This is a genomic window from Paenibacillus stellifer (genome assembly GCF_000758685.1).
GTDB classification, from domain to species: domain Bacteria; phylum Bacillota; class Bacilli; order Paenibacillales; family Paenibacillaceae; genus Paenibacillus_AQ; species Paenibacillus_AQ stellifer.
In genome coordinates, this window is record NZ_CP009286.1 from 808,304 (window position 1) to 832,933 (window position 24,630).

General features: G+C 55.0%; 28 protein-coding genes. 23 read left to right on the plus strand and 5 right to left on the minus strand.

Features of this window, described 5'->3' with window-relative positions; genetic code table 11:
- Positions 1-180 precede the first annotated feature (180 nt).
- Positions 181-1,443, plus strand: coding sequence for a threonine ammonia-lyase IlvA (gene ilvA, locus PSTEL_RS03850; protein ID WP_038700091.1), 1,263 nt, complete (start codon positions 181-183; stop codon positions 1,441-1,443).
- 153 nt (positions 1,444-1,596) lie between these two features.
- Here ilvA and PSTEL_RS25995 read toward each other — a convergent pair whose 3' ends face one another.
- Positions 1,597-2,526 (minus strand): hypothetical protein, encoded by a 930-nt coding sequence (locus tag PSTEL_RS25995; RefSeq protein ID WP_052098176.1) that lies wholly within the window; start codon positions 2,524-2,526, stop codon positions 1,597-1,599.
- Between the two features lie 72 nt (positions 2,527-2,598).
- Positions 2,599-3,261: a DUF1129 family protein gene (locus tag PSTEL_RS03860; protein ID WP_038693590.1), complete on the minus strand. Its 663-nt coding sequence runs from the start codon at positions 3,259-3,261 to the stop codon at positions 2,599-2,601.
- A 210-nt stretch (positions 3,262-3,471) separates the two neighbouring features.
- Here PSTEL_RS03860 and PSTEL_RS03865 point away from each other — a divergent pair, with 210 nt between their 5' ends.
- The 13 genes from PSTEL_RS03865 (at position 3,472) to corA (ending at position 15,706) form a co-directional block, all read left to right on the plus strand.
- The gene (locus PSTEL_RS03865; protein ID WP_038693591.1) at positions 3,472-3,690 is read left to right on the plus strand and encodes a hypothetical protein; all 219 of its coding nucleotides are present in this window, start codon (positions 3,472-3,474) and stop codon (positions 3,688-3,690) included.
- A 170-nt stretch (positions 3,691-3,860) separates the two neighbouring features.
- A complete protein-coding gene (locus PSTEL_RS03870) occupies positions 3,861-4,691 on the plus strand; it encodes an alpha/beta hydrolase (protein WP_038693592.1) in 831 nt (276 codons plus the stop codon).
- Between the two features lie 157 nt (positions 4,692-4,848).
- Positions 4,849-5,625 (plus strand): dioxygenase family protein, encoded by a 777-nt coding sequence (locus PSTEL_RS03875; RefSeq protein WP_038693593.1) that lies wholly within the window; start codon positions 4,849-4,851, stop codon positions 5,623-5,625.
- 275 nt (positions 5,626-5,900) lie between these two features.
- Positions 5,901-6,992: a DUF3048 domain-containing protein gene (locus PSTEL_RS03880; protein ID WP_038693594.1), complete on the plus strand. Its 1,092-nt coding sequence runs from the start codon at positions 5,901-5,903 to the stop codon at positions 6,990-6,992.
- Positions 6,993-7,301: 309 nt separating this feature from the next.
- Positions 7,302-7,916 (plus strand): DUF47 domain-containing protein, encoded by a 615-nt coding sequence (locus tag PSTEL_RS03885; protein ID WP_038693595.1) that lies wholly within the window; start codon positions 7,302-7,304, stop codon positions 7,914-7,916.
- A 12-nt stretch (positions 7,917-7,928) separates the two neighbouring features.
- Positions 7,929-8,918 (plus strand): inorganic phosphate transporter, encoded by a 990-nt coding sequence (locus PSTEL_RS03890; protein WP_038693596.1) that lies wholly within the window; start codon positions 7,929-7,931, stop codon positions 8,916-8,918.
- 311 nt (positions 8,919-9,229) lie between these two features.
- A complete protein-coding gene (locus PSTEL_RS03895) occupies positions 9,230-9,958 on the plus strand; it encodes an amino acid ABC transporter ATP-binding protein (protein WP_038693598.1) in 729 nt (242 codons plus the stop codon).
- A 31-nt stretch (positions 9,959-9,989) separates the two neighbouring features.
- Positions 9,990-10,829 (plus strand): glutamate ABC transporter substrate-binding protein, encoded by an 840-nt coding sequence (locus PSTEL_RS03900; protein WP_038693599.1) that lies wholly within the window; start codon positions 9,990-9,992, stop codon positions 10,827-10,829.
- 252 nt (positions 10,830-11,081) lie between these two features.
- Positions 11,082-11,696, plus strand: coding sequence for an amino acid ABC transporter permease (locus PSTEL_RS03905; RefSeq protein WP_052099124.1), 615 nt, complete (start codon positions 11,082-11,084; stop codon positions 11,694-11,696).
- A 124-nt stretch (positions 11,697-11,820) separates the two neighbouring features.
- Positions 11,821-12,471, plus strand: a complete 651-nt coding sequence (locus PSTEL_RS03910) for an amino acid ABC transporter permease (RefSeq protein ID WP_038693602.1) — start codon at positions 11,821-11,823, stop codon at positions 12,469-12,471.
- Positions 12,472-12,531: 60 nt separating this feature from the next.
- Positions 12,532-13,848 carry an ATP-binding protein gene (locus PSTEL_RS03915; RefSeq protein WP_245625069.1) on the plus strand — a complete coding sequence of 439 codons (1,317 nt, stop codon included), beginning with the start codon at positions 12,532-12,534 and terminating at the stop codon, positions 13,846-13,848.
- 2 nt (positions 13,849-13,850) lie between these two features.
- Positions 13,851-14,750, plus strand: coding sequence for a response regulator (locus tag PSTEL_RS03920; protein WP_038693604.1), 900 nt, complete (start codon positions 13,851-13,853; stop codon positions 14,748-14,750).
- On the plus strand, positions 14,747-15,706 hold the full coding sequence (corA, locus tag PSTEL_RS03925; RefSeq protein ID WP_038693606.1) for a magnesium/cobalt transporter CorA: 960 nt from the start codon (positions 14,747-14,749) through the stop codon (positions 15,704-15,706). Before PSTEL_RS03920 ends, corA begins: the two co-directional genes overlap by 4 nt.
- Before the next feature lie 70 nt (positions 15,707-15,776).
- Here corA and PSTEL_RS03930 read toward each other — a convergent pair whose 3' ends face one another.
- On the minus strand, positions 15,777-16,328 hold the full coding sequence (locus tag PSTEL_RS03930) for a hypothetical protein (protein ID WP_038693608.1): 552 nt from the start codon (positions 16,326-16,328) through the stop codon (positions 15,777-15,779).
- A gap of 363 nt (positions 16,329-16,691) precedes the next feature.
- Between PSTEL_RS03930 and PSTEL_RS03935 the strand changes: the two genes are divergently transcribed.
- From PSTEL_RS03935 to rlmD, 4 genes are all read left to right on the plus strand, one after another.
- Positions 16,692-16,982: a YerC/YecD family TrpR-related protein gene (locus tag PSTEL_RS03935; protein WP_038693609.1), complete on the plus strand. Its 291-nt coding sequence runs from the start codon at positions 16,692-16,694 to the stop codon at positions 16,980-16,982.
- A gap of 4 nt (positions 16,983-16,986) precedes the next feature.
- Positions 16,987-17,763 (plus strand): sirohydrochlorin chelatase, encoded by a 777-nt coding sequence (locus tag PSTEL_RS03940; RefSeq protein ID WP_038693610.1) that lies wholly within the window; start codon positions 16,987-16,989, stop codon positions 17,761-17,763.
- 225 nt (positions 17,764-17,988) lie between these two features.
- A complete protein-coding gene (locus PSTEL_RS03945; RefSeq protein ID WP_038693611.1) occupies positions 17,989-18,879 on the plus strand; it encodes a diacylglycerol kinase in 891 nt (296 codons plus the stop codon).
- Between the two features lie 125 nt (positions 18,880-19,004).
- Positions 19,005-20,498, plus strand: a complete 1,494-nt coding sequence (gene rlmD, locus PSTEL_RS03950) for a 23S rRNA (uracil(1939)-C(5))-methyltransferase RlmD (RefSeq protein WP_038693613.1) — start codon at positions 19,005-19,007, stop codon at positions 20,496-20,498.
- Positions 20,499-20,722: 224 nt separating this feature from the next.
- Here the strand turns inward: rlmD and PSTEL_RS27365 are convergent, their stop codons facing one another.
- Positions 20,723-20,920, minus strand: coding sequence for a hypothetical protein (locus PSTEL_RS27365; protein WP_156995767.1), 198 nt, complete (start codon positions 20,918-20,920; stop codon positions 20,723-20,725).
- Between the two features lie 92 nt (positions 20,921-21,012).
- Here PSTEL_RS27365 and PSTEL_RS03955 point away from each other — a divergent pair, with 92 nt between their 5' ends.
- From PSTEL_RS03955 to tnpA, 5 genes are all read left to right on the plus strand, one after another.
- Positions 21,013-21,447 carry a hypothetical protein gene (locus tag PSTEL_RS03955; protein ID WP_038693615.1) on the plus strand — a complete coding sequence of 145 codons (435 nt, stop codon included), beginning with the start codon at positions 21,013-21,015 and terminating at the stop codon, positions 21,445-21,447.
- Positions 21,448-21,497: 50 nt separating this feature from the next.
- On the plus strand, positions 21,498-22,244 hold the full coding sequence (locus tag PSTEL_RS03960; protein ID WP_156995768.1) for a hypothetical protein: 747 nt from the start codon (positions 21,498-21,500) through the stop codon (positions 22,242-22,244).
- A gap of 6 nt (positions 22,245-22,250) precedes the next feature.
- Complete coding sequence (locus PSTEL_RS03965; protein WP_038693618.1) at positions 22,251-22,478, plus strand: hypothetical protein; 228 nt, start codon at positions 22,251-22,253, stop codon at positions 22,476-22,478.
- Between the two features lie 25 nt (positions 22,479-22,503).
- Positions 22,504-22,755 carry an HNH endonuclease gene (locus PSTEL_RS26695; protein ID WP_169744531.1) on the plus strand — a complete coding sequence of 84 codons (252 nt, stop codon included), beginning with the start codon at positions 22,504-22,506 and terminating at the stop codon, positions 22,753-22,755.
- Between the two features lie 627 nt (positions 22,756-23,382).
- Positions 23,383-23,868, plus strand: coding sequence for an IS200/IS605 family transposase (gene tnpA, locus PSTEL_RS03970; RefSeq protein ID WP_038693619.1), 486 nt, complete (start codon positions 23,383-23,385; stop codon positions 23,866-23,868).
- Positions 23,869-23,954: 86 nt separating this feature from the next.
- Here the strand turns inward: tnpA and PSTEL_RS03975 are convergent, their stop codons facing one another.
- Positions 23,955-24,440, minus strand: a complete 486-nt coding sequence (locus PSTEL_RS03975) for a tyrosine-type recombinase/integrase (protein WP_038693620.1) — start codon at positions 24,438-24,440, stop codon at positions 23,955-23,957.
- Positions 24,441-24,630 lie beyond the last annotated feature (190 nt).

The following is a 24,630-nucleotide window of genomic DNA, read 5'->3' on the forward strand; positions in this document are numbered from 1 at the left end:
TGCAGGCTCCATGAAATACGATCAGGCGTCTGGAGGACAGGTGAAGCGTTTATCCTGAGGAAATTGAAGGAAGAAGGCTTCAACAGCCTTCCGGTGCTTGAAAATTCCTTGCGGGGAGAGTATCTTTACAAGAAGCGGGACAACGAAACGCCAATCAAGACAGTGAAACGGGGAGAAACGATGAAGGAAAAGGACGGCCGGATTGTCGGGCTGGAAGACATCGTGCGCGCGCACCATATGCTGCGGGAAGTCGTTCAGCGGACGCCGCTGCAGCGCGACGCGGTGCTGTCGGCCAAGTATGATTGCAATGTCTATCTAAAACGGGAGGACCTGCAGATTGTCCGTTCATTTAAAATCCGCGGGGCTTACAATATGATTCGCAGCTTGTCCGAGGAAGACCGGAAACGGGGAATCGTCTGCGCAAGCGCGGGCAACCACGCCCAGGGCGTCGCTTATTCCTGCCGCGCGCTTGGCATTCACGGCAAGGTGTTCATGCCGAGCACGACGCCGAACCAGAAGGTGAAGCAGGTACGGAGATTCGGCGGTGAATTCGTCGAGGTAGTGCTGAAGGGCGATACCTTCGACGACGCCTATGAAGAAGCGATGCAGGCCTGTATCGAACACAGCATGACGCTGATTCATCCGTTCGATGAACCCAAGATCATCGCGGGCAACGGGACGATCGCCATGGAGGTTATGGAGAGCCTGAGCGAACCGGCCGATTTCGTGTTCGTCACGATCGGCGGCGGCGGCCTCGCGGCGGGCGTTGGCGCATACGTCAAGACGGTCAGCCCGTCGACGAAGGTGATCGGAGTCGAGCCGTCGGGCGCGGCTTCCATGAGCGAAGCTTTCCGGCTCGGACAAGTTGTCACGCTGCCGGAGATCGACAAATTCGTCGACGGCGCGGCGGTGAAGCGGGTCGGCGGACTCACATACGAGATCTGCTCGAAGGCGCTGGACGACATCGTGAAGGTGCCGGAAGGCAAAGCCTGCACGGCTATTTTGGAGCTGTACAACGAGAATGCAATCGTGGTGGAGCCTGCCGGATCGCTGCCGGTTGCGGCGCTTGATCTGTACCGCGACCAGATTCGCGGCAAGACCGTGGTCTGCATTATCAGCGGCGGCAACAATGATATCGACCGGATGCAGGAGATCAAGGAACGCTCGCTGATCTATGAAGGCTTGAAGCACTACTTTATGATTAATTTCCCGCAGCGGGCCGGGGCGCTCCGCGAATTCCTGTCCGAAGCGCTGGGGCCGGACGACGATATTACCCGATTCGAATACACGAAAAAGAACGACAAGGAGAACGGGCCGGCGCTCGTCGGCATCGAGCTGCTCTCCAAAGACGCCTATGAGCCGCTAATCGAGCGGATGAAGCTCAAGGGCGTGGACTATGTCGAGCTGAACAAGGATCTGAAGCTGTTCAATATGCTGATTTAGTCTTGTCCTTGCTTACAGGCTATAGACAGCCATCTCAGCGTCGCAACCCAAAAAACCTTCGGCCACAATGTGGAACCGAAGGTTTCTTTGTGCTGGGGCTGCATTGCTCATCGCCCGGTTGTTGCGGTGCGGGGAGCATTTGTCATTATTTTACTAAAGGGGGATGTTCTCTTTGCGGTATGCCTCGACTTCGCCCGTCAGCTTGTAGTCATCCGCCTTTGCCAGCTTCATGAACGCAGACAGCTTCTCAAGGTAAGGCGAGCCGCTGGTATCTTTGGCAAGAACCGCGTTATACGCCTTCTCCGCCTCCAAATCCATCTCCAGGTTGTCGTAATGGAACAGCGGTGTATTGTTCAGCCCGTAGAAGGTGGCCGTCTCATAACTCTTGTACAGCGTCTTGATCGTCGCGATGCGGTTCGACCGCGGGTAATCGGCAATGAAAGCTTCCTGCGACAGCGCTCTGGAGACGACATCCGCCCAGGCGATGACCAGCCCGTTGTCTTTGCTCATGGGGAGATTCGACTCCACGGCCATGATAGCGATGTACTCCCGGATGTCTCCGGTGACATGCGTCTTGAAATTCAGGTAGGAGCTGTAATCGATCACGGGAAAAAAGGAACCTTCCGCCGTCTCCAGCTTGTAGCCGCAGTCTTCCGCACGGAGAAGCATGGCCCGCAGGGCCGGGCGGTCACTCTTCTCCGCCAGCATGTGCAGGCTGTCTCCCGGTTCATACAGGATGGTAAGCTCCCGCTGAACCGCTTCATTTGCGAATTTGGCTTCCCAGGCCGGCAACGCGGCCTTCTGGGTATTCTCCAGCGTCAGGGTCATTATGGTGGCCCGGTAGGAGCCGACTGCGTACAGCTTGGCGTTCAGGTAGTCCATCGCTTCAGGCAGTTTGGCCGAGTTCAGCAGCAATGGGAGAGAAGCCCGGTAGACGGCCTCCGCATGGCTCTGGCTGGCTGCTGCCGACACGGCAGATACGGTATGCGGCGACGCAGCGAGAGCGGAGGCCTGTTCGGAAACGAGACACTGCAGTGACAAGACGAGCGCGGAAGCGGCTGTCAGGATGGCGAATTTGTTCATGATAGGGAACTCCTCCTGTCCATTGCTGGCGAATAGCTTGAAACGGTCCAGCCAGTTTGAATAAATAGAATGTTATTTACGGCGGAAAAAACGGATTTGGCCTGCAAGACCCGCCGCGAACAGCAGAAGCGCGACCCAAGGGGACAAAGGAAAGACCGGCAGGCGTCCGCCCAGAACTGCGTTGACTGCCACAACCGCCACAACGGCCGCGACATAGATGCCGAGCGCTTTTAAATCGAATTTGCCGGCCTTCGGCGCATCGTCCTCCGACAGGGAATTCAGCCATTTCATCAGGAGCTCGACCAGTATCGGCGCTCCCAATCCGACGATCAGAATTTCGAACAGTCCGATGGTGCCGAAGTACCCCGGCGACCCGGTCTGCCCCTGCACGACCAAGCCGGCGATTCCGTATATGCCCAGCAGCCAGCTCAGGGCGAACAAGGGGATCAGCGGGCGTATGCGTGCGGCGTCGATGCCGGGCCGGCGGGGAGCGCTGTCCATCACTTCCCTGAATACCTCTTCGGGATGCTCGCCGAAGACCTGCTTGGCGTTCTTGCCCCGTTTCTGGGCCTCCAGCAGCTTATGCGCCGCTTCCAGAAGCAGTTCCTCTGCGTGCTGCCGGTTCACCCCGCTTTCGCGGAGGGCGATAATCATATCCTCCATATAAGAACGGTTGAACGGTGTCATTTGTTCCCGGAGCCGGTTATTTTCCCGGACCATTTCTTTCACATTCATACGAGCAAGGCCAGCCTCTCTTTAAGCAATTAAGCAGCTATTTGTTACTCAAAGTATAGGTTCCCGGCGCAGTCAGCGCAAGGAGATTCCCGGGAACGGCAGGCTCTATGGCCTATTCCGCCTGAATAGTCTGCCTGCGAAAAGGTCATACTTGGGTGAGGCGGCAGCACGGTCTGCACCGTTAACTCTACTTGAAAAGGCGGGATTGGGATGGATCAGCGGAAAGGCGAGGCGGAGCTGGCGGCGCCGATCGGGGATCGCAGCCTGCAGGTTACTTCCGGCTCCGGCTCCGGCGAGGCCGAGGCAGAAGCGGAGGAGAAGGATTGCGCCAATCTATGGCAATGCACGCCGGGTTCCCCCGAAGCATGGCTTCAGAACTGGGAAGGCAGACAGGACACGCATGATATGTTCAAGCATAGCTACGAATAATTCTTGAGCAGGAACAGGCAGCAGCGTATCCGGAAAGGCTCTTTTGTCGGGATGAGACAAAAAGAGCCTTTTCTATTGACAATCCGAGGAAGCAGAGGGTAAGATAAAATTAATTCATACTATTTTAATCGGATTTGTTAAGAATAAGCTTGATCAGGGAGGGCTCATGTATGGAGCGAGCTATCGTCATCAGACACCAACAGGAAGAATTGACCGCAAGCATCCATTATCCGACGAAGCCGCAGGGGGCTTCCGGGCGCTGCAAGAACCGTGTCCCGCTCGCCGTAATCTGCCACGGATTCATCGGCAGCCGGATCGGGGTGGACCGGCTGTTCGTGAAGGCGGCACGGGAGCTGGCCGATGAGGGCTATATGGTTATCCGCTTCGATTATATCGGCTGCGGGGAGAGCACAGGAAGTTACGGGGCTGAGGGGCTGGAATCGATGATCGCCCAGACCCGGGCCGTGCTGGACTACGGTCTGAGCTGCGCCGATGTCGACCCGACGCGGGTAACGCTGATCGGCCACAGCCTGGGAGGCGCCGTCGCTCTCCTGACGGGAGTGCGGGACCGCCGGGTGAAGAATCTGGTGATGTGGGCAGCCGTCGGCTATCCGTTCAACGATATCGTGAAGATCGTCGGACGGGATACTTACGACGCTTCGGTCAAGGATGGCTCTGCGGACCATGCCGGTTATTCGTTCGCGCCGGTGTTCTTCAATTCGCTGGCGGACTACCAGCCCTTTCAGGAAGCCGAGAAATTCGGCGGAGACGTTCTTGTCGTGCACGGAACATCCGACGAGGTCATCCCGACCGATTACGCCTTCCTCTATCAGAAGCTGTTCTGGAAGCGGCCGGAAAGCCGCTGCGACAAAGAGATTATTTTTCAGGCGGATCATACCTTCTCTTCGGGCGAAGCCCAGGCTGAGGTTATCGGAATTACGCGCGATTGGATGAACAAGCGGGAGGAAATCCAGCAGGAGTGGCAGAACTGGATGATCTGACGCTATGCCGACTGTTACGGGCTAATATAATAGCGAATGTTGACAGTTCCGGGCAATCAGTGGAGCTTTACCGGGTGTCAAAGGGGGCTCTCGCATTGCCGCGAGAGAAGCGGTACAATAAAGATGCAGATCATACTGTATACGGAGGTTGGCATCGATGAAACTACCGGCCTTGTTTATCGCACACGGTTCGCCGCTGCTTGCCCTGGAGGATAATGAGTACACCCGCTTCCTGGAGAAACTGGGACAGGAACTGCCGAAGCCCAAGGGTGTTGTGGTCTTTTCGGCGCATTGGGACAGTTCAGAGCAGTTGTTCACGAGTGACGAACGATATGAGACGCTGCATGATTTCTACGGTTTCCCGCAGGAAATGTACGGCTTGACCTATCCGGCTCCGGGAGATCCCGGACTCGCGGCAAGGATCGCCGAGCTGTTCGCAGAGCATAATCTTCCCTGCCGGGCCGTATCGGGGCGAGGCCTCGACCACGGGGTCTGGGTTATTCTGAGACGGCTGTTCCCAGAGGCAGACATTCCGGTTGTCGCTCTATCCGTTGATTCACTCCGCTCACCGATGGAGCAGTATGAAATCGGACGGATGCTTGCGCCTCTGCGCGAGGAGGGCGTTCTGTTCATCGGCAGCGGAGGTCTCGTTCATAATCTCCGGCTGATGAAGGAAGACGACGGGCCGGAAGAATGGGCGCTTGAATTCGACGCTTGGATCGCGGAACGTCTGGAAGGCTGGAAGCTCGAAGAGCTGTACCATTACGACAAGCTTGCTCCCTATGCCAAAGAAGCGGTCCCTTCCTACGGACGGGAGCATTTTATCCCGCTCTTCTATGCTATGGGGACGGCGGACAGCGGCCGCACGGCGGAGCGGATGTTCCAGGCGTACCAGTACGGAACGCTGAGTCTGAACTGCTGGAAGCTCGGCTAGCCTCATAAGGCTGTACGCGAAGCGCACAAACTTTTCCATCCCATGTGATTTGTTGCGATTCCCAATTGATAGACGACAAGCTCTGCCCATCCGGCAGGGCTTTTTATATCCCTATTAAACATATTATAGAGAAGACAAAAATTGCCGGTCGTGGTTAAATGAAGGGAAGACAACGGTTCTGCCGACTAACCGACATACTGACATACCGACAAATCAACATACCGACAAATCAACATACCGACAAACTGACGTACCGACTGGAGGAAACGCTGTTTATGACGAAGTTCTTGCCTTATACATACCGCCTGCTGACCGGGGCCGCCCTGGTCTCCATGCTGCTGACGGCCTGCGGCGGCGAGCCGGAGAAATCTCCGCTGCCGAGCACCGCACTATCATCCGCAGCACCGGCTCCGACCGTCACGGCTGCCGTGGCGTCACCCTTGCCATCGCCTTCTCCCGCCGCCGTGTCAGGCCTCACGGGTCTTCCCGTCGCGGCCGCTCCGCTTCCCCGTCCCCTGGCGGTGATGATCAACAACGCGCCGGCCGCGCGTCCGCAATCCGGCCTTACGGATGCGGACATCCTCTACGAGGTGCTGGCCGAAGGCGGCATTACGCGATTGATCGCTGTGTACCAGAGCGTAGCGGACACCGCGAAGATCGGACCGGTCCGCAGCATCCGGCCGTATCTGATCGACATCGGCGAATCATACGGCGCCGTGACCGCGCATGCCGGGGGCAGCCCTGACGCCTACGCCATCCTGCAGCGGCAGCATAAGGATGATCTGGACGAGATCGGCCGAGCCGGCGCATTCTTCTGGCGGGACAAGAGCCGCAAGGCGCCGCATAATTTGTATACGAGCCTCGACAAGCTGCGGGCAGGAATCACGAAGCTCGGTTACGACGATGCGAAGAGCACTCCAGGCTACGCCTTTCTGAAGGAGGGCGAGCAGCCGGAGAAGGGGGAGAACGCCGCCGGGTTCAGCCTGTATTATCTCCTGAAGAGCTACACAGTGTCTTACAGATACGATTCCGCCTCCGGCATCTATGGTCGCATGGTGAACAGCAAGCCGCATACGGACCTGGAAACCGGCAAGCCCGTGACCGCCGCGAACATCATCGTCATGGAAGCGAACCATAAGGTGCTCGACGATGTCGGACGGCTGTCCGTCAATCTGGAGCAGGGAGGCCAGGCGATGCTGTTTCAGCGGGGGCAGGTCCTTTCGGGCCGGTGGGCCCGGGGCGCCGGAGATATTATCCGGTTCGTGAAGGACGGGAAGGAAGCGCCGCTCGTGCCGGGCGTGACCCATATTCTCATTGTGCCTGCGTCGCCGCCGCTTGATAGCCACATAACGGTAGACGCCGGGTGATACAGTCAATTTAGCCATACAGCCGATACAGCCGGCGAAAGGCTGAAAGCTTTTTTCAGAATAGGAACAAGAGAAAGTGCAAAGAGTATACAAAGAGACCATATCATTCCAGTCGTTCCGAAGATAGCGAATACTTTTACGGTGCTCGACAAAATACTGCATAATGTTCGTTTTGTTTCCTTGTTTTACTTTCTATCTATAAGTTGCCTGTGATAAAATAACATAGGTTGTCATTCCGTTTAATACGCCGATAACAAATGGGTGCTTCCAAGGTTGGATGGGGAATTTCGAGCAAAGGAGCTTACAATAATGAAGCTGAGAAAAAAGGACATTTTCTTCGAGACGCTTGAGAATATGGCGGATACGATTGTACAGGCCGCCGATTATTTCGCGCAGCATCTGTCCGACCTGAGCGATCTTGAGCAGTTCGCAGGGGAAATGAAGAAATACGAGTCTCAGTGCGACACGTTCACACACACGGTCATCACTGAATTGAACAAGACGTTCATCACACCGCTTGAGCGTGACGATATTATGGCGCTGATCACAAGCATGGACGACGTTATCGACGGACTGGATTCCTCGGCGACCCGTTTCTATATGTACAACATGACCGAGACGGACGAATACATCACCCAGTTCGCTGAAATTCTGCGTCAATCCGCTTATGAAATCCAGAAGGCGGTTCACCTGCTGTCCCAGAAGAAGCTGCTGGCCATCCGCGAGCATACGATCCGCCTGAATGATCTGGAGAACCAGGGCGACGAAGTGCTGCGCCACTGCACTAAGGCCTTGTTCGATCAGGTCAAGGACCCGATTGAGCTCATCAAGCGCAAAGAGCTGTACGAGCGGCTTGAAACGACGACAGACAAGTGCGAAGACGTGGCCAACATGCTGGAATCGATTATTATGCGCAACTCATAAGGGGCAGTAAATATGGATACATCTTTATTTGTGCTAGGTATTGTTATAGTACTTGCACTCGGATTCGACTTTATCAACGGATTCCATGATACGGCGAACGCCATCGCGACCTCGGTATCGACCCGGGCCCTTCCGCCCCGGACGGCCATCATTATGGCGGCGTGCATGAACTTCGTCGGCGCGATGCTCTTTACGGGGGTAGCGAAGAAGATCGGGGGCAGCGTAACCGACCCCACGAAGCTGGACAACGGGATCGAAGTGGTTATCGCCACTCTGCTCGCCGCGATCATCTGGAACCTGCTCACCTGGTGGTTCGGCATTCCGTCGTCGTCTTCCCATGCCCTGATCGGAGCGCTTGCCGGTGCGGTGTATGTTGGAGCCGGCTCCGATCATATCAAATGGTCCGGATTCACGGAAATTGTGGAAGGACTTATCTTCTCGCCAATTATTGCTTTCGTTATCGGCTACATCGTCATGACGATACTCAAATGGATCTTCGCAAGGCGAAGTCCGCATACCGTCAACAAAGGCTTCCGTACGATGCAGATTCTGACGGCCGCCTTCCAGTCATTCACGCACGGAACGAATGATGCACAGAAAGCGATGGGTATTATCACCTTCGCGCTGGTCACCTCCGGCCACCTCGGCTCAATGGAAGTTCCGCTGTGGGTCAAAATTTGTGCGGCGACATCCATGGCGCTCGGAACATCGATCGGCGGCTGGAAGATCATCAAGACGATGGGCACGAAGATTTTCAAAATCGAACCGATCAACGGCTTCGCCGCCGATATATCGGCAGCCTCGGTTATTTTCTCGGCGACGCTTCTGCATCTGCCGGTCAGTACGACCCATGCCATTACATCGGCAATTCTGGGCGTAGGCTCGGCCAAGCGTTTCTCCGCAGTGAAGTGGGGAATAGCGGGCCGGATTGTCATCACCTGGTTCATCACGATCCCGATCAGCGCCGTGCTGGCGGGAGTCATCTTCAAAATTTTGTTCTAAGTCAATAGGCCAGACACAAGGAGTCTATACCGGGCGAATCGGTGGGACTCTTTTTTTGCGTTTAAAAGGGTGGAAATGTCAGTAAAGATTACAGAGAAACGATAAAAAACATTAATCAGGGGAGAAAGAAAATAAAATATGTCACGCTTCGGGAAGAAAATTACGGCTTTCTTATGAAGTCCGCTGTAGGAAAATGTAGTTTCGCGTAGGTGTTGCATTAACGTTGTGTTCAGGTGTTACGATAGCTGACAGAGAAGCGAAGGAGCTTCATCGTATTCTGTCTGATCACAGGAAGCAAGGGGGGGCAGTCGTTGATCGATTTTCATCAGGTAGATAAACATTACGGTCAGTTCCATGTGCTCAAAAGCATCAATCTGCATGTTGAGGAGGGGGAAGTGGTCGTCGTGGTCGGTCCGTCCGGCTCCGGCAAGAGCACGATGCTTCGCTGCATCAATCGGCTTGAGACCATCTCCGGCGGACAGCTTACGGTGAACGGCGCAGCCGTCAATGACAAGAAGACCGACATCAACAAGGTTCGCCGTGATATCGGGATGGTATTCCAGCATTTCAACCTGTATCCGCACAAGAAGGTCATCGATAACATTACGCTCGCTCCGGTCAAGGTGCTGGGAGTCGCCAAGGCAGAAGCCGAGCAGACCGCGATGTATTATCTGGAAAAAGTCGGCATTGCCGACAAGGCGTCGGCCTTTCCGAATCAGCTCTCCGGCGGACAGCAGCAGCGGGTGGCGATCGCCCGGGGGCTTGCGATGAAGCCGAAGATTATGCTGTTCGACGAACCGACCTCCGCGCTCGATCCGGAGATGGTCGGTGAAGTGCTAGACGTAATGCGGACACTGGCCAAAGAGGGCATGACGATGGTCGTCGTAACCCATGAGATGGGCTTCGCCCGCGAGGTTGCCGACCGGGTAATCTTCATGGACCAGGGCCAGATTGTGGAAGAGGCCGCTCCGGAGCAGTTCTTTGCGGAGCCGCGCGAGGAGCGCACGAAGACTTTTCTAAGCCGGGTACTAAGTCATTAAGACTATATATAAACACTGGGGAGGAACACAAATGAAGAAGAGCTGGAAATGGTTGAGCGTCATGATGGTTGCGGCCCTGTTCATACTGGCAGGCTGCGGCAGCAACGGGAACAACGCGGGCAGTGGCAACTCGGGCAGCGGAAGCGAAAGCTCTGGCGGCGGCATCGCGGCCATCAAGGAGCGCGGCAAGCTGCTGGTCGGCGTGAAGTACGACACGAAGCTGTTCGGTCTGAAGGACCCTTCGAGCGGTCAGGTGGAAGGCTTCGACATCGACATCTCCAAGGCGATCGCGAAGCATATCCTCGGCGACGAGAACGCGATTGAGCTGAAGGAAGTGACGTCCAAGACGCGCATCCCGATGCTGAACAACGGCGAGATCGACATGGTTGTAGCGACAATGACGATCACCGAAGAGCGCAAGAAGGAAGTCGACTTCTCCGATGTATACTTCCAGGCGGGACAATCGCTGCTGGTGAAGAAGGGAAGCCCCATTACCGGTCTTGAGAGCCTGACGAAGGATTCGAAGGTGCTTGGCTCCAAAGGCTCCACTTCTGTGAAAAATATCAAAGAGAAGGTTCCGGGCATTACCGTCCTGGAATTTGACAACTATCAGGACGCCTTCAACGCGCTGAAAGCCGGCAAGGGCGACGCGCTGACGACAGATGACGCTATCCTGTACGGCATGGCCGCCCAGGACGCGGGCTACGAAGTAGTGGGCAAGCCGTTCACCGACGAGCCTTACGGCATCGCCGTCCAGAAGGGCAACTCCGAAGTGGTGAAGGCAATCAACGACACACTGGCCGAACTGAAATCCAACGGCGAATACGACAAAATATATGAAAAATGGATCGGCAAAGCGCCGGCACAATAATTCATACATCTAATCTTGGAGCGGCAGGCTCCCTGCCCGGGGTACATGGGGATGTACAAGAGAGGGACCCGGGCAGACACAACATCAAACAGATCGGCGAACAACGCCGGCGGCAGCGAAAGGATGGGACGGTGCTCTTATGCCGGCCATCCTTTCCTGTTATCACAGAGCTAATTAACATTGGCAAGACTGACAGAAAGGCAGGTGACCACTTTGGATTTCTCCATTCTGACGGATTACTTTGGCACGTATATGCTGGGTCTTCGGGGAACGCTGCTGTCAAGCCTTCTCGGACTGATCGGCAGCTTTGTGCTCGGATTGATTATTGCCGTGTTCCGGATCTCCGGGGTGCGGGCTCTTAGATGGTTCGGAACCGGCTATACCGAGTTTATCCGCAATATTCCGCTGCTGCTGGTCGTGTATATTTTCTATTACGGCTCCTCGGCGGTCGGCTCTTCGCTGGACGGCTTTCCGGCCGGAACCCTGGGGCTTGCCGTATATACCTCGGCATTCATCGCTGAAGCGATCCGGGCGGGCATCGCGGCTGTGCCAAAGGGCCAGACCGAAGCGGCGCGTTCTTCAGGATTGACGTATATGCAGACGATGATCCATGTCGTGCTTCCGCAGGCGATCAAGCTGGTTATTCCGCCGCTCGGCAACCAGTTCATCAATCTGATCAAGAATTCGTCGGTACTGACGATTGTCTCGGGCTTCGATCTAATGTTCTACGCGGATTCCATCAATACGGATACCTTCCGCACCTTCGACACTTACGTATTTGTGGCGCTGTTCTATCTCGTGATGACGCTGCCGATGAGCTATGGAATGCGGGTGTGGGAGCGCAGACTTCAGCACAGCGCACGCTAAAAGTATCACACTAAGTCAGTGACTGCTTATAAGGCATATGCGAGTACTGTGTGGGAACGCAGAGAACAACAGATTACTGAATTGTAGCAGTATCTTATCTTTTTTCAGGGAAGGAGGACCACCTATGGATTTTGCAGGAGCCTATTCGCCCGATAATCTGAAATTTTTGCTGGACGGCCTTTATGTTACGCTGATCGTCGCCTTTTCGGCGATTGTGTTGAGCTTTCTGCTCGGCTGCGTGCTGGGGGTTATCCGCTATGCCAAGCTTCCGGTACTGTCGCCGATCAGCTTCGTGTTCGTGGAGCTCATTCGGAACCTGCCGCTGCTGCTCCTCATTTTCTTCATGCGGTTCGCACTGCCGGAGGTCGGTATCAAAATGGGACCGATGGCGGCGGCCATCGTCGCACTTACGATCTTCGAGGGAGCGATGATTGCGGAAATTGTTCGCGGGGGACTTAATTCGGTGGACAAAGGGCAAATCGAGGCGGCGCGTTCGTCAGGACTTACGGGCGCACAGACGCTCTGGCATATCGTGCTTCCGCAGGGGCTGCGCCGGATGGTTCCGCCGCTCGTCAGCCAGTTCATCTCGCTCCTCAAGGATACATCGCTGGCGGTTGTCATTTCGCTGGCAGAGCTGATGCACAACGCGGGTATTATCATCGGACACGGATACAACTATACCATTCCGATCCTTCTGCTCGTTGCTTTAATCTATTTTTGCGTGAACTATTTGCTGTCTCTGCTGTCCAGACGTCTGGAGGCCCGAAACGCTTGATGGAATCGCCTCGGTTTGTGTAGGATTCGGTAGGTTTTCAAGGCGGATTGTGGTACTATAATGGCTAACACTTTTACTCGGGAGCATGAGCCTATGGGCCAGCCGTTCTATAGACATCGATATATTCAGATTCTGATGGTCGCCGTCGTAACCGCAATTGCCGGGGAGTTCAAGATCAATCCCTTCGACGGCGACGTCTTCCGGATCGCTCTGGGCAGCAGTGTATTTCTGCTGTTTTTGCTGTTGTTCCGGCATCTCTCCTATCCGCTTACCGGCCTGATCACCGGGATATTCGTCCTGCTGTTCCGGACGGCCATCGATCTTGCGGCGACAGACCTCAGCCTGCATGAGATTACGGCCCGCCATTTCTCGGCTACCGTATATTACATCGTATTCGCGCTCCTGATGAGGCTCATCAAGAAGCGGATGGATCGGTTCCACCCGCTGGTGCTGGGCGCCGTCGCGGCGGTGATTGACCTCTTGTCGAACGAGATGGAGCTGCTCACCCGGCTGCTGGTGCTGGGCACGGACAGCTTCCGGCTGAACGAATGGAACTATTTGATGGCTATCGCCATGCTGCGGACGTATTTCACGACCGGACTCTACAGCAGCATTTCCGTCAGCCAGCTGCGGGCGGTGCAGAAGGAGCAGAACCGGCGGATCGAGCAGATGCTCGGCTTCGGTTCGGGCCTGTACGGCGAGGTCTTCTACCTGCGCAAATCAATCGGCACCTTGGAGCAGGCCACACTGGATAGCTATGCGCTCTACCGCAGCCTGAAGGATGGCGGGGATGATGGACACGGCAGCCAACTGCTTCAGATGACGCAGCAGATTCACGAGGTGAAGAAGGACTCGCAGCGGATTCTGGCCGGGCTCACGAAGCTGGTGGACCGCGAGGTAACGGGAGATATGCCATTGTCGGGACTTCTCCGGTTCACGATCAAGAGCAATCAGAAATACGCCGACATGCTGGGCAAGACCATTACCTTCAACCAGACGCTAACCACGGATTACACCACTGCAAGCTATATTCCTCTGCTGACGCTTCTGAACAATCTTACCGCCAACGCCGTCGAAGCCATTCCGGTGAAAGGCAACGTCTACTTGAACATCTATGAGAAGGATGAATATACGGTGTTTACCGTAACGGACAGCGGTGGAGGCGTGAGAGAGCACGACATCGAGCTGCTGTTCGAGCCGGGCTTCACGACGAAATTCGATGACGAGGGCGCTGCCGCGACCGGCATCGGGCTGTCCCATGTCCGGGACATTGTCAGGATGTTCGATGGAGATATTACAGTAAGCAATGCCCCATACGCAGGCGGGGCCATGTTTAGAATAGCGATACTTACGGAAAAGCTGCGAAAGGAGGAGTAGCAATGGCGCTTTCTTTTTGCATAGTGGACGACGACCGGAGCGCGAGACGAATGCTGCAGCATATTATCGAGGATAGCGGGCTCGGCGAAGTGGCGGGAACAGCGGAGGGCGGACAGGAGGGTGTACGGCTCATTCTGGAGGAGTCGCCCGACATTGTGCTGATGGATCTTCTGATGCCGGACCAGGACGGAATCGAGACCATCCGGTCGCTGCAGGCGCAAGGATGCAAGTCGAAGTTCGTCATGATTTCGCAGATTGAGAATCAGGATATGGTGGGCCGCGCCTATGAGAGCGGAATCGAGTTCTTCATCCGCAAGCCGATCAACCGGATCGAGGTGCAGACCGTGCTGCGCAAGGTGAATGAGCGCTACGCGATGAGCCTGTATCTGGACGAGATCAAATCCAGCCTGAAGAAGCTGGAGGGACTCCGGTTCGGAGGCGTTCCGGCCGCTCCGCCGAGACGCACGGTGAAGGAGATCGTGCAACCGATCCTGATGAACATGGGGATGATCGGCGAGAGCGGAAGCCGCGACATTATCGCGATCATGGAGATTCTGTCGGAGCGTGAGGATACGGGGAATCTGCCTCCGCTTAAGGAGCTGTACGAAGCGGTGGCGGCGGGCTATAAGGCCGGACCGGGTGAAATCGCGAAGGAGATCAAGGCAATCGAGCAGCGGCTGCGCCGGGCGCTGGCGACAGGGCTTACCCATCTCGCTTCCATCGGGCTGACGGATTACAGCCATCCCAAGTTCGAGTACTACGCCCCGCTCTATTTCGATTTCGAAGATGTGCGGGTGAAGATGAAGGAGATCGAGCAGGGCCGGGAATCCGGCAAAGCCAAGGTCAATATCCGCAAATTTCTGCAGGTGATGCAGCTCGAACTTCAGGAGGGCAGGCTATGATACGCACGCTTGCGGTCAACCGCCGGGGCGAGGTTCTGACGGGGCGGCCGCTTCAAGATCTCCGGATCGAGGATTATGCCTGGATATGGGCCGATTTCTCGGAGCCGGCCCCCGAGGAGACGGCTCTTCTGGAGACGTATTTTCATTTCCATCCGCTGGCGATCGAGGACTGTCTGCATGTGCTGCAGCGTCCGAAGCTGGATCACTACGAGGATATCCAGTTCTTCGTGCTGCATGCTTTAAATGAAGAGACGCTGCAGGCGGAGGAAGTGGACCTGTTCGTCGGCAAATCGGTCTTCGTGTCCTTTCATTTGAATCATCAGCCCGGGCTGGATGAAGCCTGGAACCGTCTTGTGCGCGAGATTCAGCACCGGAAGGGCTGGTCGGGCGGCCCGATCCTTGCCGCCTACACGGTGATGGACAAACTCGTCGACAACTATTTTCCCAGCTTGTACAAAATCGAGGATGAGCTGGCCGATCTGGACAGCCAGGGTAGCAGTGAATCGGTGGAGGAGCTGATGGCCCAGGTGTTCGATGTAAGAGGGCGGCTGCTCAAGCTGCGCCGGACCATCGTGCCGATGCGCGATTTGATGTACCGGGTGCTGAACTCGGAGCATATTCAGAGTAACAAGGAGGAGCGGATGTATTTCGGTGACATCTACGACCATCTGCTCAAGCTGACCGATATGATCGAGGCGGACCGGGAGATGACGGCGGATCTCCGCGACAGCTACATTTCACTCAGCTCCAACCGGATGAACGCCATCATGAAGACGCTGACAGTCATCACCACCATCTTCATGCCGCTTACGCTGATTGCGGGCATTTACGGCATGAACTTCCGGGTCATGCCGGAGCTGCAATCCCCATACGGCTATTTCATCGTTCTCCTGGTCATGCTGGCGCTCGGTGTCGGCATGGTGCTGTGGTTCCGGCGGCGGGGCTGGTTCAAATAAATCCGCCCCGCCCTCCTGCTCCGCTCATATTGCTTATTCGAGCCGGAGCCAGGAGCATCCCGGGCGCCGCTTATTTGCGGCGCCGTCTGCCTGAGGAAGAACCGGAACGACGCCGTCCCGAGGCGCCCGAACTGCGGCGCTTTGGGGCGGTTCTTTTTTTGCGCCGGCGAGGGGTGTACGATTTCGAATCTTCCTCTGCCGCGAGCAGTCCCGCCGCAGCCTTTCCTTTGCCGAAGCTTCCCATTACGACCTTGAACATCGGAGCCATCTGCTGAAATCCCTGCATCACCTTCTGGACTTTGCCCATGGAGCTTACAATGCCGTCAATCCCGCCGAAGCGGTCGAGCAAGCCCTTGATCTGATCCATATTGCCCAGGTTCCCCAGTCCGCCCAGGAGGCCGCCTGATTTGGCTGCCGCACCAACCGCTGCTTCAGCCGCCGGAGCGGCCAGCGCGGTCTCGGCTGCCGCCGCTTCCACTCCGGCCCCAAGTCCGCCCAATCCGCCTACTCCGGGACCGGGCACTTGTACATACGGACTGATGCCGGGATAGGGAGAACCGCCGAAGGGTTCGGCTAAAGCGCGGCTGTTCCGGTGTGAGTGATTATAGTAATGCTGAGGCATGCTATCACTTTCCTTCGCCTTTGGTTTTGCTATACTGTATGTCATGGGCGAACATAAGGTATGGACGGATGCCCGGGTCTTTCGGGATAGGAGCGGAAAAGGGCGGATGCCCAGCAGACCTTTCATAATGTGATAAATCCTTGTCACGCTTTATTTTGTGCACCCAGATGTAGTAACATGGGAGGAGTGCCTGCCCTGTGAAATGAGGAGAAGCCAGGGGCGGCTAATGATGATTTTGTACGCGGTGAGTGGACATGTGTCCGTCATTTTCGTTCTTTACTGCGTGAATTCGTTAACGCTTGAAAAAACCTCCACGGTGCAATATAGTAGAGGCAGATTAGTCACATAGGGGATGATGATGGAATGCAGCTGAAGAAGCTCAACGATAAAAGCGTCGACCAATTATTCGAGGCCATTCTAACTTTAAAAGATATGGAAGAATGCTACATATTTTTTGATGATCTGTGCACGGTGAACGAGATCCAGTCGCTGTCCCAGCGTCTTGAGGTTGCCCGCATGCTGGGCAAGGGCTGCACGTACAATCAGATTGAAGCGGAGACTGGAGCCAGCACGGCGACGATTTCCCGTGTCAAACGCTGCCTGAACTATGGCAATGACGGCTACAAAATGACGCTAGAGCGTCTGGGACGCTAATATCATGCACCCGGGTGTGCTTATTATCAGTCACGGCTCGCGAGATACGTCCTGGGTGGCGATCGTCGACGAGGCGGTTAACGACTTATCGCTGCGGGAAGAGCTTCCCGTGGCGGTTTCTTTTTTGGAGCTGGTCGAAGGCCGTTCCATCCAGGACGGTGTCGATGAGCTGGAGAGCCAGGGCGTTACCGATATTCTGACCGTTCCGCTGTTCGTATCGTCTGGCAGCACCCATGTCGATGAGATAGCGTATGCGCTCGGGGCGAAGGATGAGCCGGAGAAAGAGACTGATCTTGCAAGGTTCACCGTAAATGCCCGCGTGCATTACGGCGATCCCGTCGACGATGATCCGGATATTGCGGTTATGGTCTGGGACAAGATCCGGGAGTTGTCGTCCGATCCCGCCCGGGAAATGATTCTGCTCGTCGGCCACGGCAGTGTGCATGACGGCTTCCGGCAGCGCTGGGAACGCGGCATGGCTTCCCTGGCGGAGCGCGTTCGCGGGATCAGCGGGACTGCGGCCGCCGATTTTGCGCTGCTTAATCCTGACAATCTGGCGCTCAAAGTGCGCCGTTATCGGGAGAAAGGGTATGAGGTGCTGGTAGCGCCGATTTTTTTGAGCGAAGGTTATTTCACCAAGAACGTCATCCCCGGGAAGCTGAAGGGACTGACTTACCAATATACCGGCCGGACGCTGCTCCCCCACCCGCTTCTGCCGCACTGGATTTCCGCGCATGCGGAGAAGCTGCTGAAGACGGTCCGGGAATCCGCCGTGGAGTAGAGAATTTGCAGTAAAGAAAGCGCCTCATCCCGCCCGGATACCGGCCTGAAAGGGCTAAGTTGATAAGGGGGAGACCGCTGTGCTGTTTGCCTGCCTGCCCTCATATATTGATTGTGCATACAGGAATTGGGTATAATCAGTTAGGCATTCATGCTGCTATTCGCGGCACAATCGGAAGATGTAATGTAATGGCTGTTCAATAATGAAACGGGTGGCGTTCCGGAAATGAAAAGAGCAAGATTAATCTATAACCCTACTTCCGGGCGGGAAGAAGTGAGAAAGAGGCTGGCCGATATTCTGGTGCGGCTGGATCAGGGCGGAATCGAGGCGTCCTGTCATGCGACTACGGGCGAGGGCGATGCGACAGCGGCTGCGGCCGATGCCGTGGAGCGCGGCTACGACCTGATCATCGCGGCCGGCGGAGACGGGACACTGAACGAGGTCGTCAACGGCATGGCGGAGAAGCCGGATATTCCTCCGCTTGGCGTGCTTCCCCTTGGAACGACCAATGATTTTGCAAGGGCGATGGGCATACCGAAGAATTGGGAGGATTCCTGCGACCTGATCATCAGACAGCAGTCCCGCCCGATCGATCTCGGGAAGGCCAACGACCGTTATTTCATCAATATCGCCGGCGGCGGGAAGCTGACTGAACTGACATACGAGGTTCCCAGCAGGCTGAAGACGATGATCGGGCAGCTTGCGTATTATTTGAAGGGAATCGAGAAGATGGCCAGTCTGTCGCCGACAGAGCTAATCATCCGCGCGAACGGACAGGACGTTCTTCACGACGAGTTCATGCTGTTCCTGATCGCCAACACAAATTCGGTCGGAGGCTTCGAGAGGCTCGCGCCCGACGCGCGGATTGACGACGGCTTGTTCGACGTCATCGCGCTGAAGAAATGCAATCTGGCGGAATTCATCCGCCTCGTCAGCCTCGCCCTGCGCGGCGAGCATCTGCAGGATAAGAGAGTCGTCTACTTCCGCACGAATGAAATGGAGGTCACATCCCCGGGTTATGTCCAGTTGAACCTGGACGGCGAGCTGGGCGGAACGCTTCCGGGCCATTTCCGCATTCTGCCGGGGCATTTGCAGGTTTTTGCGCAGAATTTGTAAAGCAAGGTTTGGGAAACAGTGAAGACAGTCAAGACGATAGAAGAGAACCGAGATGTGCGCGGATTGCGAGTAATAGCGATGCGCACAAGGGCGTTAACATAGAGGAAAGAAGTGAAGCGGACAACATGAAGAAGCACCGCAGCGGCCGGGACTCCGGCCGCCGTGCCGTTTCGGCGGAGATCGCCGGACTGCCGGTGAGCAAGAATGACGAAGTCGTGCTGGACATTATCGGACTGACACATGAGGGCGAAGGGGTAGGCCGCGCGGAAGGCTATACCCTTTTTGTGCAGGGGGCGCTTCCCGGTGAGAAGGTCCGCGCCAAGGTGCTGAAGATGAAGAAGCAGTACGGCTACGCCAAGCTGCTGGAGCTTGTTCAGCCGAGCGCCGACCGCATCGCGCCGCCCTGCCCGATCTATGACCAGTGCGGCGGCTGCCAGCTGCAGCACATGGACTATGCGGCCCAGCTGCGCTGGAAGCGGCAGCTGGTGATCGATAACCTGGAGCGGATCGGGAAGCTGAAGGTGGCGAAGGAAGAAGCAGGGCAGGCAAGCTCTGGCGATTCAGTGCTTGCCGCTTCGGACGGCGGCATCCTCGTGCGGCCGACGCTCGGCATGGACGAGCCTTGGCGCTACCGCAACAAGGCCCAGGTGCCGATCGGCGTCACCGACGGCGGCCTTGTCGGCGGCTTCTACGCGCGCGGCAGCCATCGCATCATCGACATGGAGACCTGCCTTATCCAGCACGAGCATAACGACGTCGTGGTGTCGGTCGTCAAGCGGCTCGGCCGGGAGCTCGGCATCTCCGCATATAATGAAGAGACCGGCCGCGGCCTGCTGCGGCATGTCATCGTCAAGAAGGCGTTCCGCACCGGCGAAATGATGCTCGTCCTCGTCACGAACGGCCAGGACATTCCGCACCGGGATGCCTGGATCGGCTGCATCCGGGAGGAGCTTCCGGATGTCGTGAGCATTTGCCAGAACGTGAATACCGAGCGCACGAACGTTATCTTTGGCAGTAAGACCCGCGTTCTCTGGGGCCGCGACGTGATCTATGACTATATCGGTGATGTGCAGTTCGCCATCTCCGCACGTTCGTTCTATCAAGTGAACCCGGCGCAGACCGAAGTGCTGTACGGCAAGACGGTTGAATACGCCGGGCTAACCGGCCGTGAAACCGTCATCGACGCCTACTGCGGCATCGGCACGATCTCGCTGTTCCTGGCGCAGCATGCGAATCAAGTGTACGGCGTCGAGATCGTCCGCGAAGCCATCGAGGACGCCCGCGCCAACGCCGAGCTGAACGGGATGAAGAACGTTGAGTTTGAGGTAGGCGCATCGGAGGACGTGATCCCGCGCTGGAAAGAGCAGGGCGTCACCCCCGACGTCATCGTCGTCGACCCGCCCCGCAAGGGCTGCGATCCGCGCCTGCTAGAGACGATTCTGCAGATGCGGCCGGAGCGCGTGGTGTATGTGTCGTGTAATCCTTCGACGCTGGCCCGGGATTTGCGGGTGCTGGAGGACGGTGGGTACACCACCGTTGAGGTGACTCCGGTGGATATGTTCCCGTGGACGGTGCATGTGGAGTCGGTGGCGTTGTTGGTGAGGGATGAAACAGTTTAGTCGAACCCTTTAGTTTGTTGCTTTTTCCTGTGTGATACAGAAAAGGAATATTTATGATACGGAAGTCGAAAATCAGGTTTGATGTAAAGTTGATGTAAAAATCAATCCGAATTCAACCTAAATGAAACGAAGACGCCGGATAAAACCCCCGGCGTCTTCGTTATTGTCCTTGTGCGGCTATAGATGTTAAAAAGGATTCGAGGACATTCCCTTCAGCCGCTCTACTAGCGGAGCATAAGCTGCCTCGCTCTTCCGCTGGGGGTTGCTGCACAGATGAGAATGTTCCGACCGTCCAGAATCGGCCCGATCGCTTCCCGCTGGACTGGCGTCATCCGTCCGAAGCGCTGGAAGAACACCGGCCATACTGTAGGAAGACGACTGCTTAGTTGACGATCCTTCTCAAGCTCAAATGATGTAGTCAAGCTAAGCCATCTGAACTACTGTGTAAAGAGCTGCGTGTTGTTGGGTATTCTGTCGGTGCGCACCACGGCAGCTTGGGAAGAGACTGTGCGAGATGACCGAGCCGGACGTGCGCCGACTCGACCGCTACGTGCTGGTTGCCACCTCGACCATAGAGATAAGGGTCGACATCGGCGACGACGGCGTCGCCCTTAACGCTCCCGCGGTTGCAGGGAGTTTTTTTATTGCGCTGAGCATAAATTCGAAGACGAGACTACCAATATCTCAACCGGATCTGTCACCTTTATCACTTCCATGTCCTTTACGATATCCCCGCATATTGGTCAACATTCACTTTATCGGAGACAGGAGCATCGGAGGTCCGGAAACAGAAGAGGAGTGGCATGACGCGATCAAACAGATGAAGGATAGCTTGGGGCTGAATATCGAGCATTGTTTGCGCGACAGGATGGTTGATCTGTTTATTCATGTAAATGAGTTGAACCCGGAGCCTGCACGGAGGAATTCGGCAGCAGCTGTCGAATCTTGAATGGTGTAAACCCGGATTCTACCATATATGACCAGGGAGTGGTGATATCGATGAGCGTTCGCAGACTTGAAGCTGTACAGTTGGTTCCTTCACCGATTGCAGCCTGTCCGTCCTGTTCCGGAAGTCTCGCAGCTCGAAAGTTGGAACTGCGTTATGCCAGCCGGACGCGCAGGGGCCAGATTGCCTACTTGCAAGCGGATGTCTGGTATTGCCGGAGCTGGGATAAAGGCTACATGCTGAAGGCTTTTGAATCTGTCACCGATGCTCATAATGAGGTTTGGAACGTTCAACTAATGGCCGCACAGAAGCAGAAACCCGTTTCCACCGGGACCAAGCCGGCGCAGCCTATGGCCAAAGGCGCTGTCGTAACCGGTCAGTCCGAGCTCCGAATCGACTATATTCATAGCATTCTCCCAGTAGAATCTCAGAAATGCCCGTCGTGTTCGGTGATCCTGCATAAACGCAGCGTGCGGCTGAAAATTTTCAATGCGAACCACATCGACTATATCCCCTGTTCGGTCTACGAGTGCCGCTCTTGCAGCAAGCGAATGCTCAGGAAGCATCACTATAACGCGCTGGTGGAGCTGCATTGGCCTTATCGGATCGATGTCCTCCAGCCCCCCAAAAGTCCGGCCAAAGCCTGGCAGCAGACGCGTTCGAAGAAGCCGGCCGTACAAACACAAGGGCGATCGAAGGGCAAGCGTCATACCGCCTCGGGACAGCCCAATAAGCTGTTTAATCAGTACGGCGTTTTCGTGCCTTCCCCGACCGGACGAACCGGTTATTTTGATGAGTGACAAGCTGTGGCTGACGGAACGAGCAAATCTCATGCGGATGACGTGATCCGGCTGGATACGCCGAACGCCGAGCTTGCCTGCTCGACGCACCCGGAGACGGGCGTGCCTTACGAGACGAAGATCCTGGAAATGCCGAACGGTCATGCCTATGAAGGCATCTTCACGGACTTCAAAAGGGATTCGGGGCCGAGCTTCATGAGGGCGTGTACCCGGAATTCGACCACGTGCACTTAGATTACAGCAACCACAGCTCGCTCATGTGGTGGGTACGGACCCGAACCTGGCGCACAGCTCACGCTGGAGCATCTGCGCGGGCGAAACGCCTGACGCCTATACGTGGCACCACACGGAGGAGCAGGGACAGATGGAACTGGTGGAGGGCGAGGAGCACCAAAAATCCCGGCATCTCGGGGGCTGTACGGAAATACGGTTATGTCAACGGGGACAGCCGACGCAAACAGCTTCAGGTGTTAGATTCGAGAAAAAACGAGGCCACCGCTCGAACCGCTGACTCGCGACGATCTGAAGCCGCTGTCCCTAATGGGCGTCATAGGGGAGATCCTAAACTATTCAAAAACCTTATTATATCAGGCTTTTTCTCGATTTATTCATCCATCATTCGCTTCAACCTCCCTACCATTAGGCAGACTTTAACTGCTTTTTTGGCTCTGATTTTCTCGGTCATAGCCCCCTCTTTTTCCCCCTGTTCTTATGCAAACTTTAATTGCTTAGGATATTGAGTAAAATGGGGGAGGAAGAGCTGAGAAGCCTTGTGGCTGTAAGGCGGAGAGGGAGTTTAGGAAAGGTGACATGCGTGGGACGACTATTTAGGACTTTGACAATTAAACAGGGACTGATACCACTTGTTCTAATTGGTTTTTCAATGTGATACAGCACGAAAAGAAATGTAATACAATGGTCGGGAAATGTCAATGATGTAATATTGATGTAAAAGATCAGCCGGAAAGAACGGGGTGACGCTCGGGAAAATCCCGAGCGTCTCTTATTGTCAAAAGAAAACCATACGCTATGCGTATGGTTCGGGAGAGCTTTCAGCGATGTATCAAAAAAATTCCTCCCAGTGTTACAATAAATTTGGTTCGCCAACCGAATTTATCGCACAATAGGAGGAATACAGATGTCATCTGATGTGAACAGTTTAGCACATACAAAATGGAATTGTAAGTATCACATCGTGTTTGCCCCAAAGTACAGACGCCAGGTGATTTATGGAAAGTTGAAGCAAGATATCGGAAAAATATTGCGACAATTATGCGAAAGAAAGAACGTAGAAATTATTGAAGCAGAGGCGTGTAAAGATCATATTCACATGCTGGTGAGTATTCCACCTAAGCTAAGTGTGTCCGCATTTATAGGATATTTAAAAGGAAAGAGTAGCTTAATGATTTTTGATCGACATGCCAACTTGAAGTATCGGTATGGGAATCGGAAATTTTGGTGCAAAGGATTTTACGTGGATACGGTAGGAAGAAACAAGAAAGTGATTGAAGAATATATCCGCAATCAATTGCAGGAAGATATCGTCGCGGAACAAATAACGATGGAGGAATACATCGATCCATTTACAGGAGAAGAAACCAAAGATAAACGAAAGAAGAACTAGAAGAACCCCTTTAGGGGTAGCCGAAAAAGTAGTGCGGTTGGCGAATCACTCAACGCCCTTTTAGGGCTGGCCAGTAACAAAGGCTTTCAGCCGCAGAGCAAACCACCCGTTCTACGGGTGGTTTTGATTGTCAAAAGAAAACCATACGCTACGGGTGGTTTTGATTGTCCTTCAGTTTTGTTAATGTTGAAGAGTGATTCGAACTTATCCGCAGCGGCTTGGTCAGCTCTACGGAGAGCATGACCATATATGTTCATGGTTGTCGTTATGCTTCCATGTCCAAGGCGTTCTGAAATAATTTTGGCATGAACGCCCTGGTTGATCAAAATCATGGCTGAAGTATGCCGGAGATCATGAAATCGAATATAGCGGAGTTTGTTTTTCAAGATGAAATTTCGGAACCATTGGCACGGTGCTTCGTGATGGAAAGGTTGTCCGTTGGGGTGGGAGAACAGGAATAACCATGCTCCTCCGCGCCAAACGTCCCCCATGTCATGCCGTTCCTGGATCCTATAGTTATGGTATTCCCTTAGCTCTTCAAGTACCCTGACTTCAATAACGCCAGTGGTCAAATCAACGATGTCTTATTGCGTTCCCCGCCTAATGATGAATAGTGCACCTAATTTCCCTAGGTACTCTCCAATTCAATTAGGGGCTTAATAGTATACTGAATCTGCAGTTTGTTTCTGGGAGTACTGGGGACAAACCTTTTGTATTGTAGAACAAAGTGTTCGGTTTAGAAAATATTCTCTTTTCAATACT

Bases quoted from the DNA above. Each gene is read 5' to 3' on its own strand.
- ilvA (WP_038700091.1), top strand. From the start codon at position 181: ATGAAGGAAAAGGACGGCCGGATTGTCGGGCTGGAAGACATCGTGCGC.
- PSTEL_RS25995 (WP_052098176.1), bottom strand. From the start codon at position 2,526: ATGAACAAATTCGCCATCCTGACAGCCGCTTCCGCGCTCGTCTTGTCA.
- PSTEL_RS03860 (WP_038693590.1), bottom strand. From the start codon at position 3,261: ATGAATGTGAAAGAAATGGTCCGGGAAAATAACCGGCTCCGGGAACAA.
- PSTEL_RS03865 (WP_038693591.1), top strand. From the start codon at position 3,472: ATGGATCAGCGGAAAGGCGAGGCGGAGCTGGCGGCGCCGATCGGGGAT.
- PSTEL_RS03870 (WP_038693592.1), top strand. From the start codon at position 3,861: ATGGAGCGAGCTATCGTCATCAGACACCAACAGGAAGAATTGACCGCA.
- PSTEL_RS03875 (WP_038693593.1), top strand. From the start codon at position 4,849: ATGAAACTACCGGCCTTGTTTATCGCACACGGTTCGCCGCTGCTTGCC.
- PSTEL_RS03880 (WP_038693594.1), top strand. From the start codon at position 5,901: ATGACGAAGTTCTTGCCTTATACATACCGCCTGCTGACCGGGGCCGCC.
- PSTEL_RS03885 (WP_038693595.1), top strand. From the start codon at position 7,302: ATGAAGCTGAGAAAAAAGGACATTTTCTTCGAGACGCTTGAGAATATG.
- PSTEL_RS03890 (WP_038693596.1), top strand. From the start codon at position 7,929: ATGGATACATCTTTATTTGTGCTAGGTATTGTTATAGTACTTGCACTC.
- PSTEL_RS03900 (WP_038693599.1), top strand. From the start codon at position 9,990: ATGAAGAAGAGCTGGAAATGGTTGAGCGTCATGATGGTTGCGGCCCTG.
- PSTEL_RS03905 (WP_052099124.1), top strand. From the start codon at position 11,082: ATGCTGGGTCTTCGGGGAACGCTGCTGTCAAGCCTTCTCGGACTGATC.
- PSTEL_RS03910 (WP_038693602.1), top strand. From the start codon at position 11,821: ATGGATTTTGCAGGAGCCTATTCGCCCGATAATCTGAAATTTTTGCTG.
- PSTEL_RS03915 (WP_245625069.1), top strand. From the start codon at position 12,532: ATGGCTAACACTTTTACTCGGGAGCATGAGCCTATGGGCCAGCCGTTC.
- PSTEL_RS03920 (WP_038693604.1), top strand. From the start codon at position 13,851: ATGGCGCTTTCTTTTTGCATAGTGGACGACGACCGGAGCGCGAGACGA.
- corA (WP_038693606.1), top strand. From the start codon at position 14,747: ATGATACGCACGCTTGCGGTCAACCGCCGGGGCGAGGTTCTGACGGGG.
- PSTEL_RS03930 (WP_038693608.1), bottom strand. From the start codon at position 16,328: ATGCCTCAGCATTACTATAATCACTCACACCGGAACAGCCGCGCTTTA.
- PSTEL_RS03935 (WP_038693609.1), top strand. From the start codon at position 16,692: ATGCAGCTGAAGAAGCTCAACGATAAAAGCGTCGACCAATTATTCGAG.
- PSTEL_RS03940 (WP_038693610.1), top strand. From the start codon at position 16,987: ATGCACCCGGGTGTGCTTATTATCAGTCACGGCTCGCGAGATACGTCC.
- PSTEL_RS03945 (WP_038693611.1), top strand. From the start codon at position 17,989: ATGAAAAGAGCAAGATTAATCTATAACCCTACTTCCGGGCGGGAAGAA.
- rlmD (WP_038693613.1), top strand. From the start codon at position 19,005: ATGAAGAAGCACCGCAGCGGCCGGGACTCCGGCCGCCGTGCCGTTTCG.
- PSTEL_RS03955 (WP_038693615.1), top strand. From the start codon at position 21,013: ATGACCGAGCCGGACGTGCGCCGACTCGACCGCTACGTGCTGGTTGCC.
- PSTEL_RS03960 (WP_156995768.1), top strand. From the start codon at position 21,498: ATGAGCGTTCGCAGACTTGAAGCTGTACAGTTGGTTCCTTCACCGATT.
- tnpA (WP_038693619.1), top strand. From the start codon at position 23,383: ATGTCATCTGATGTGAACAGTTTAGCACATACAAAATGGAATTGTAAG.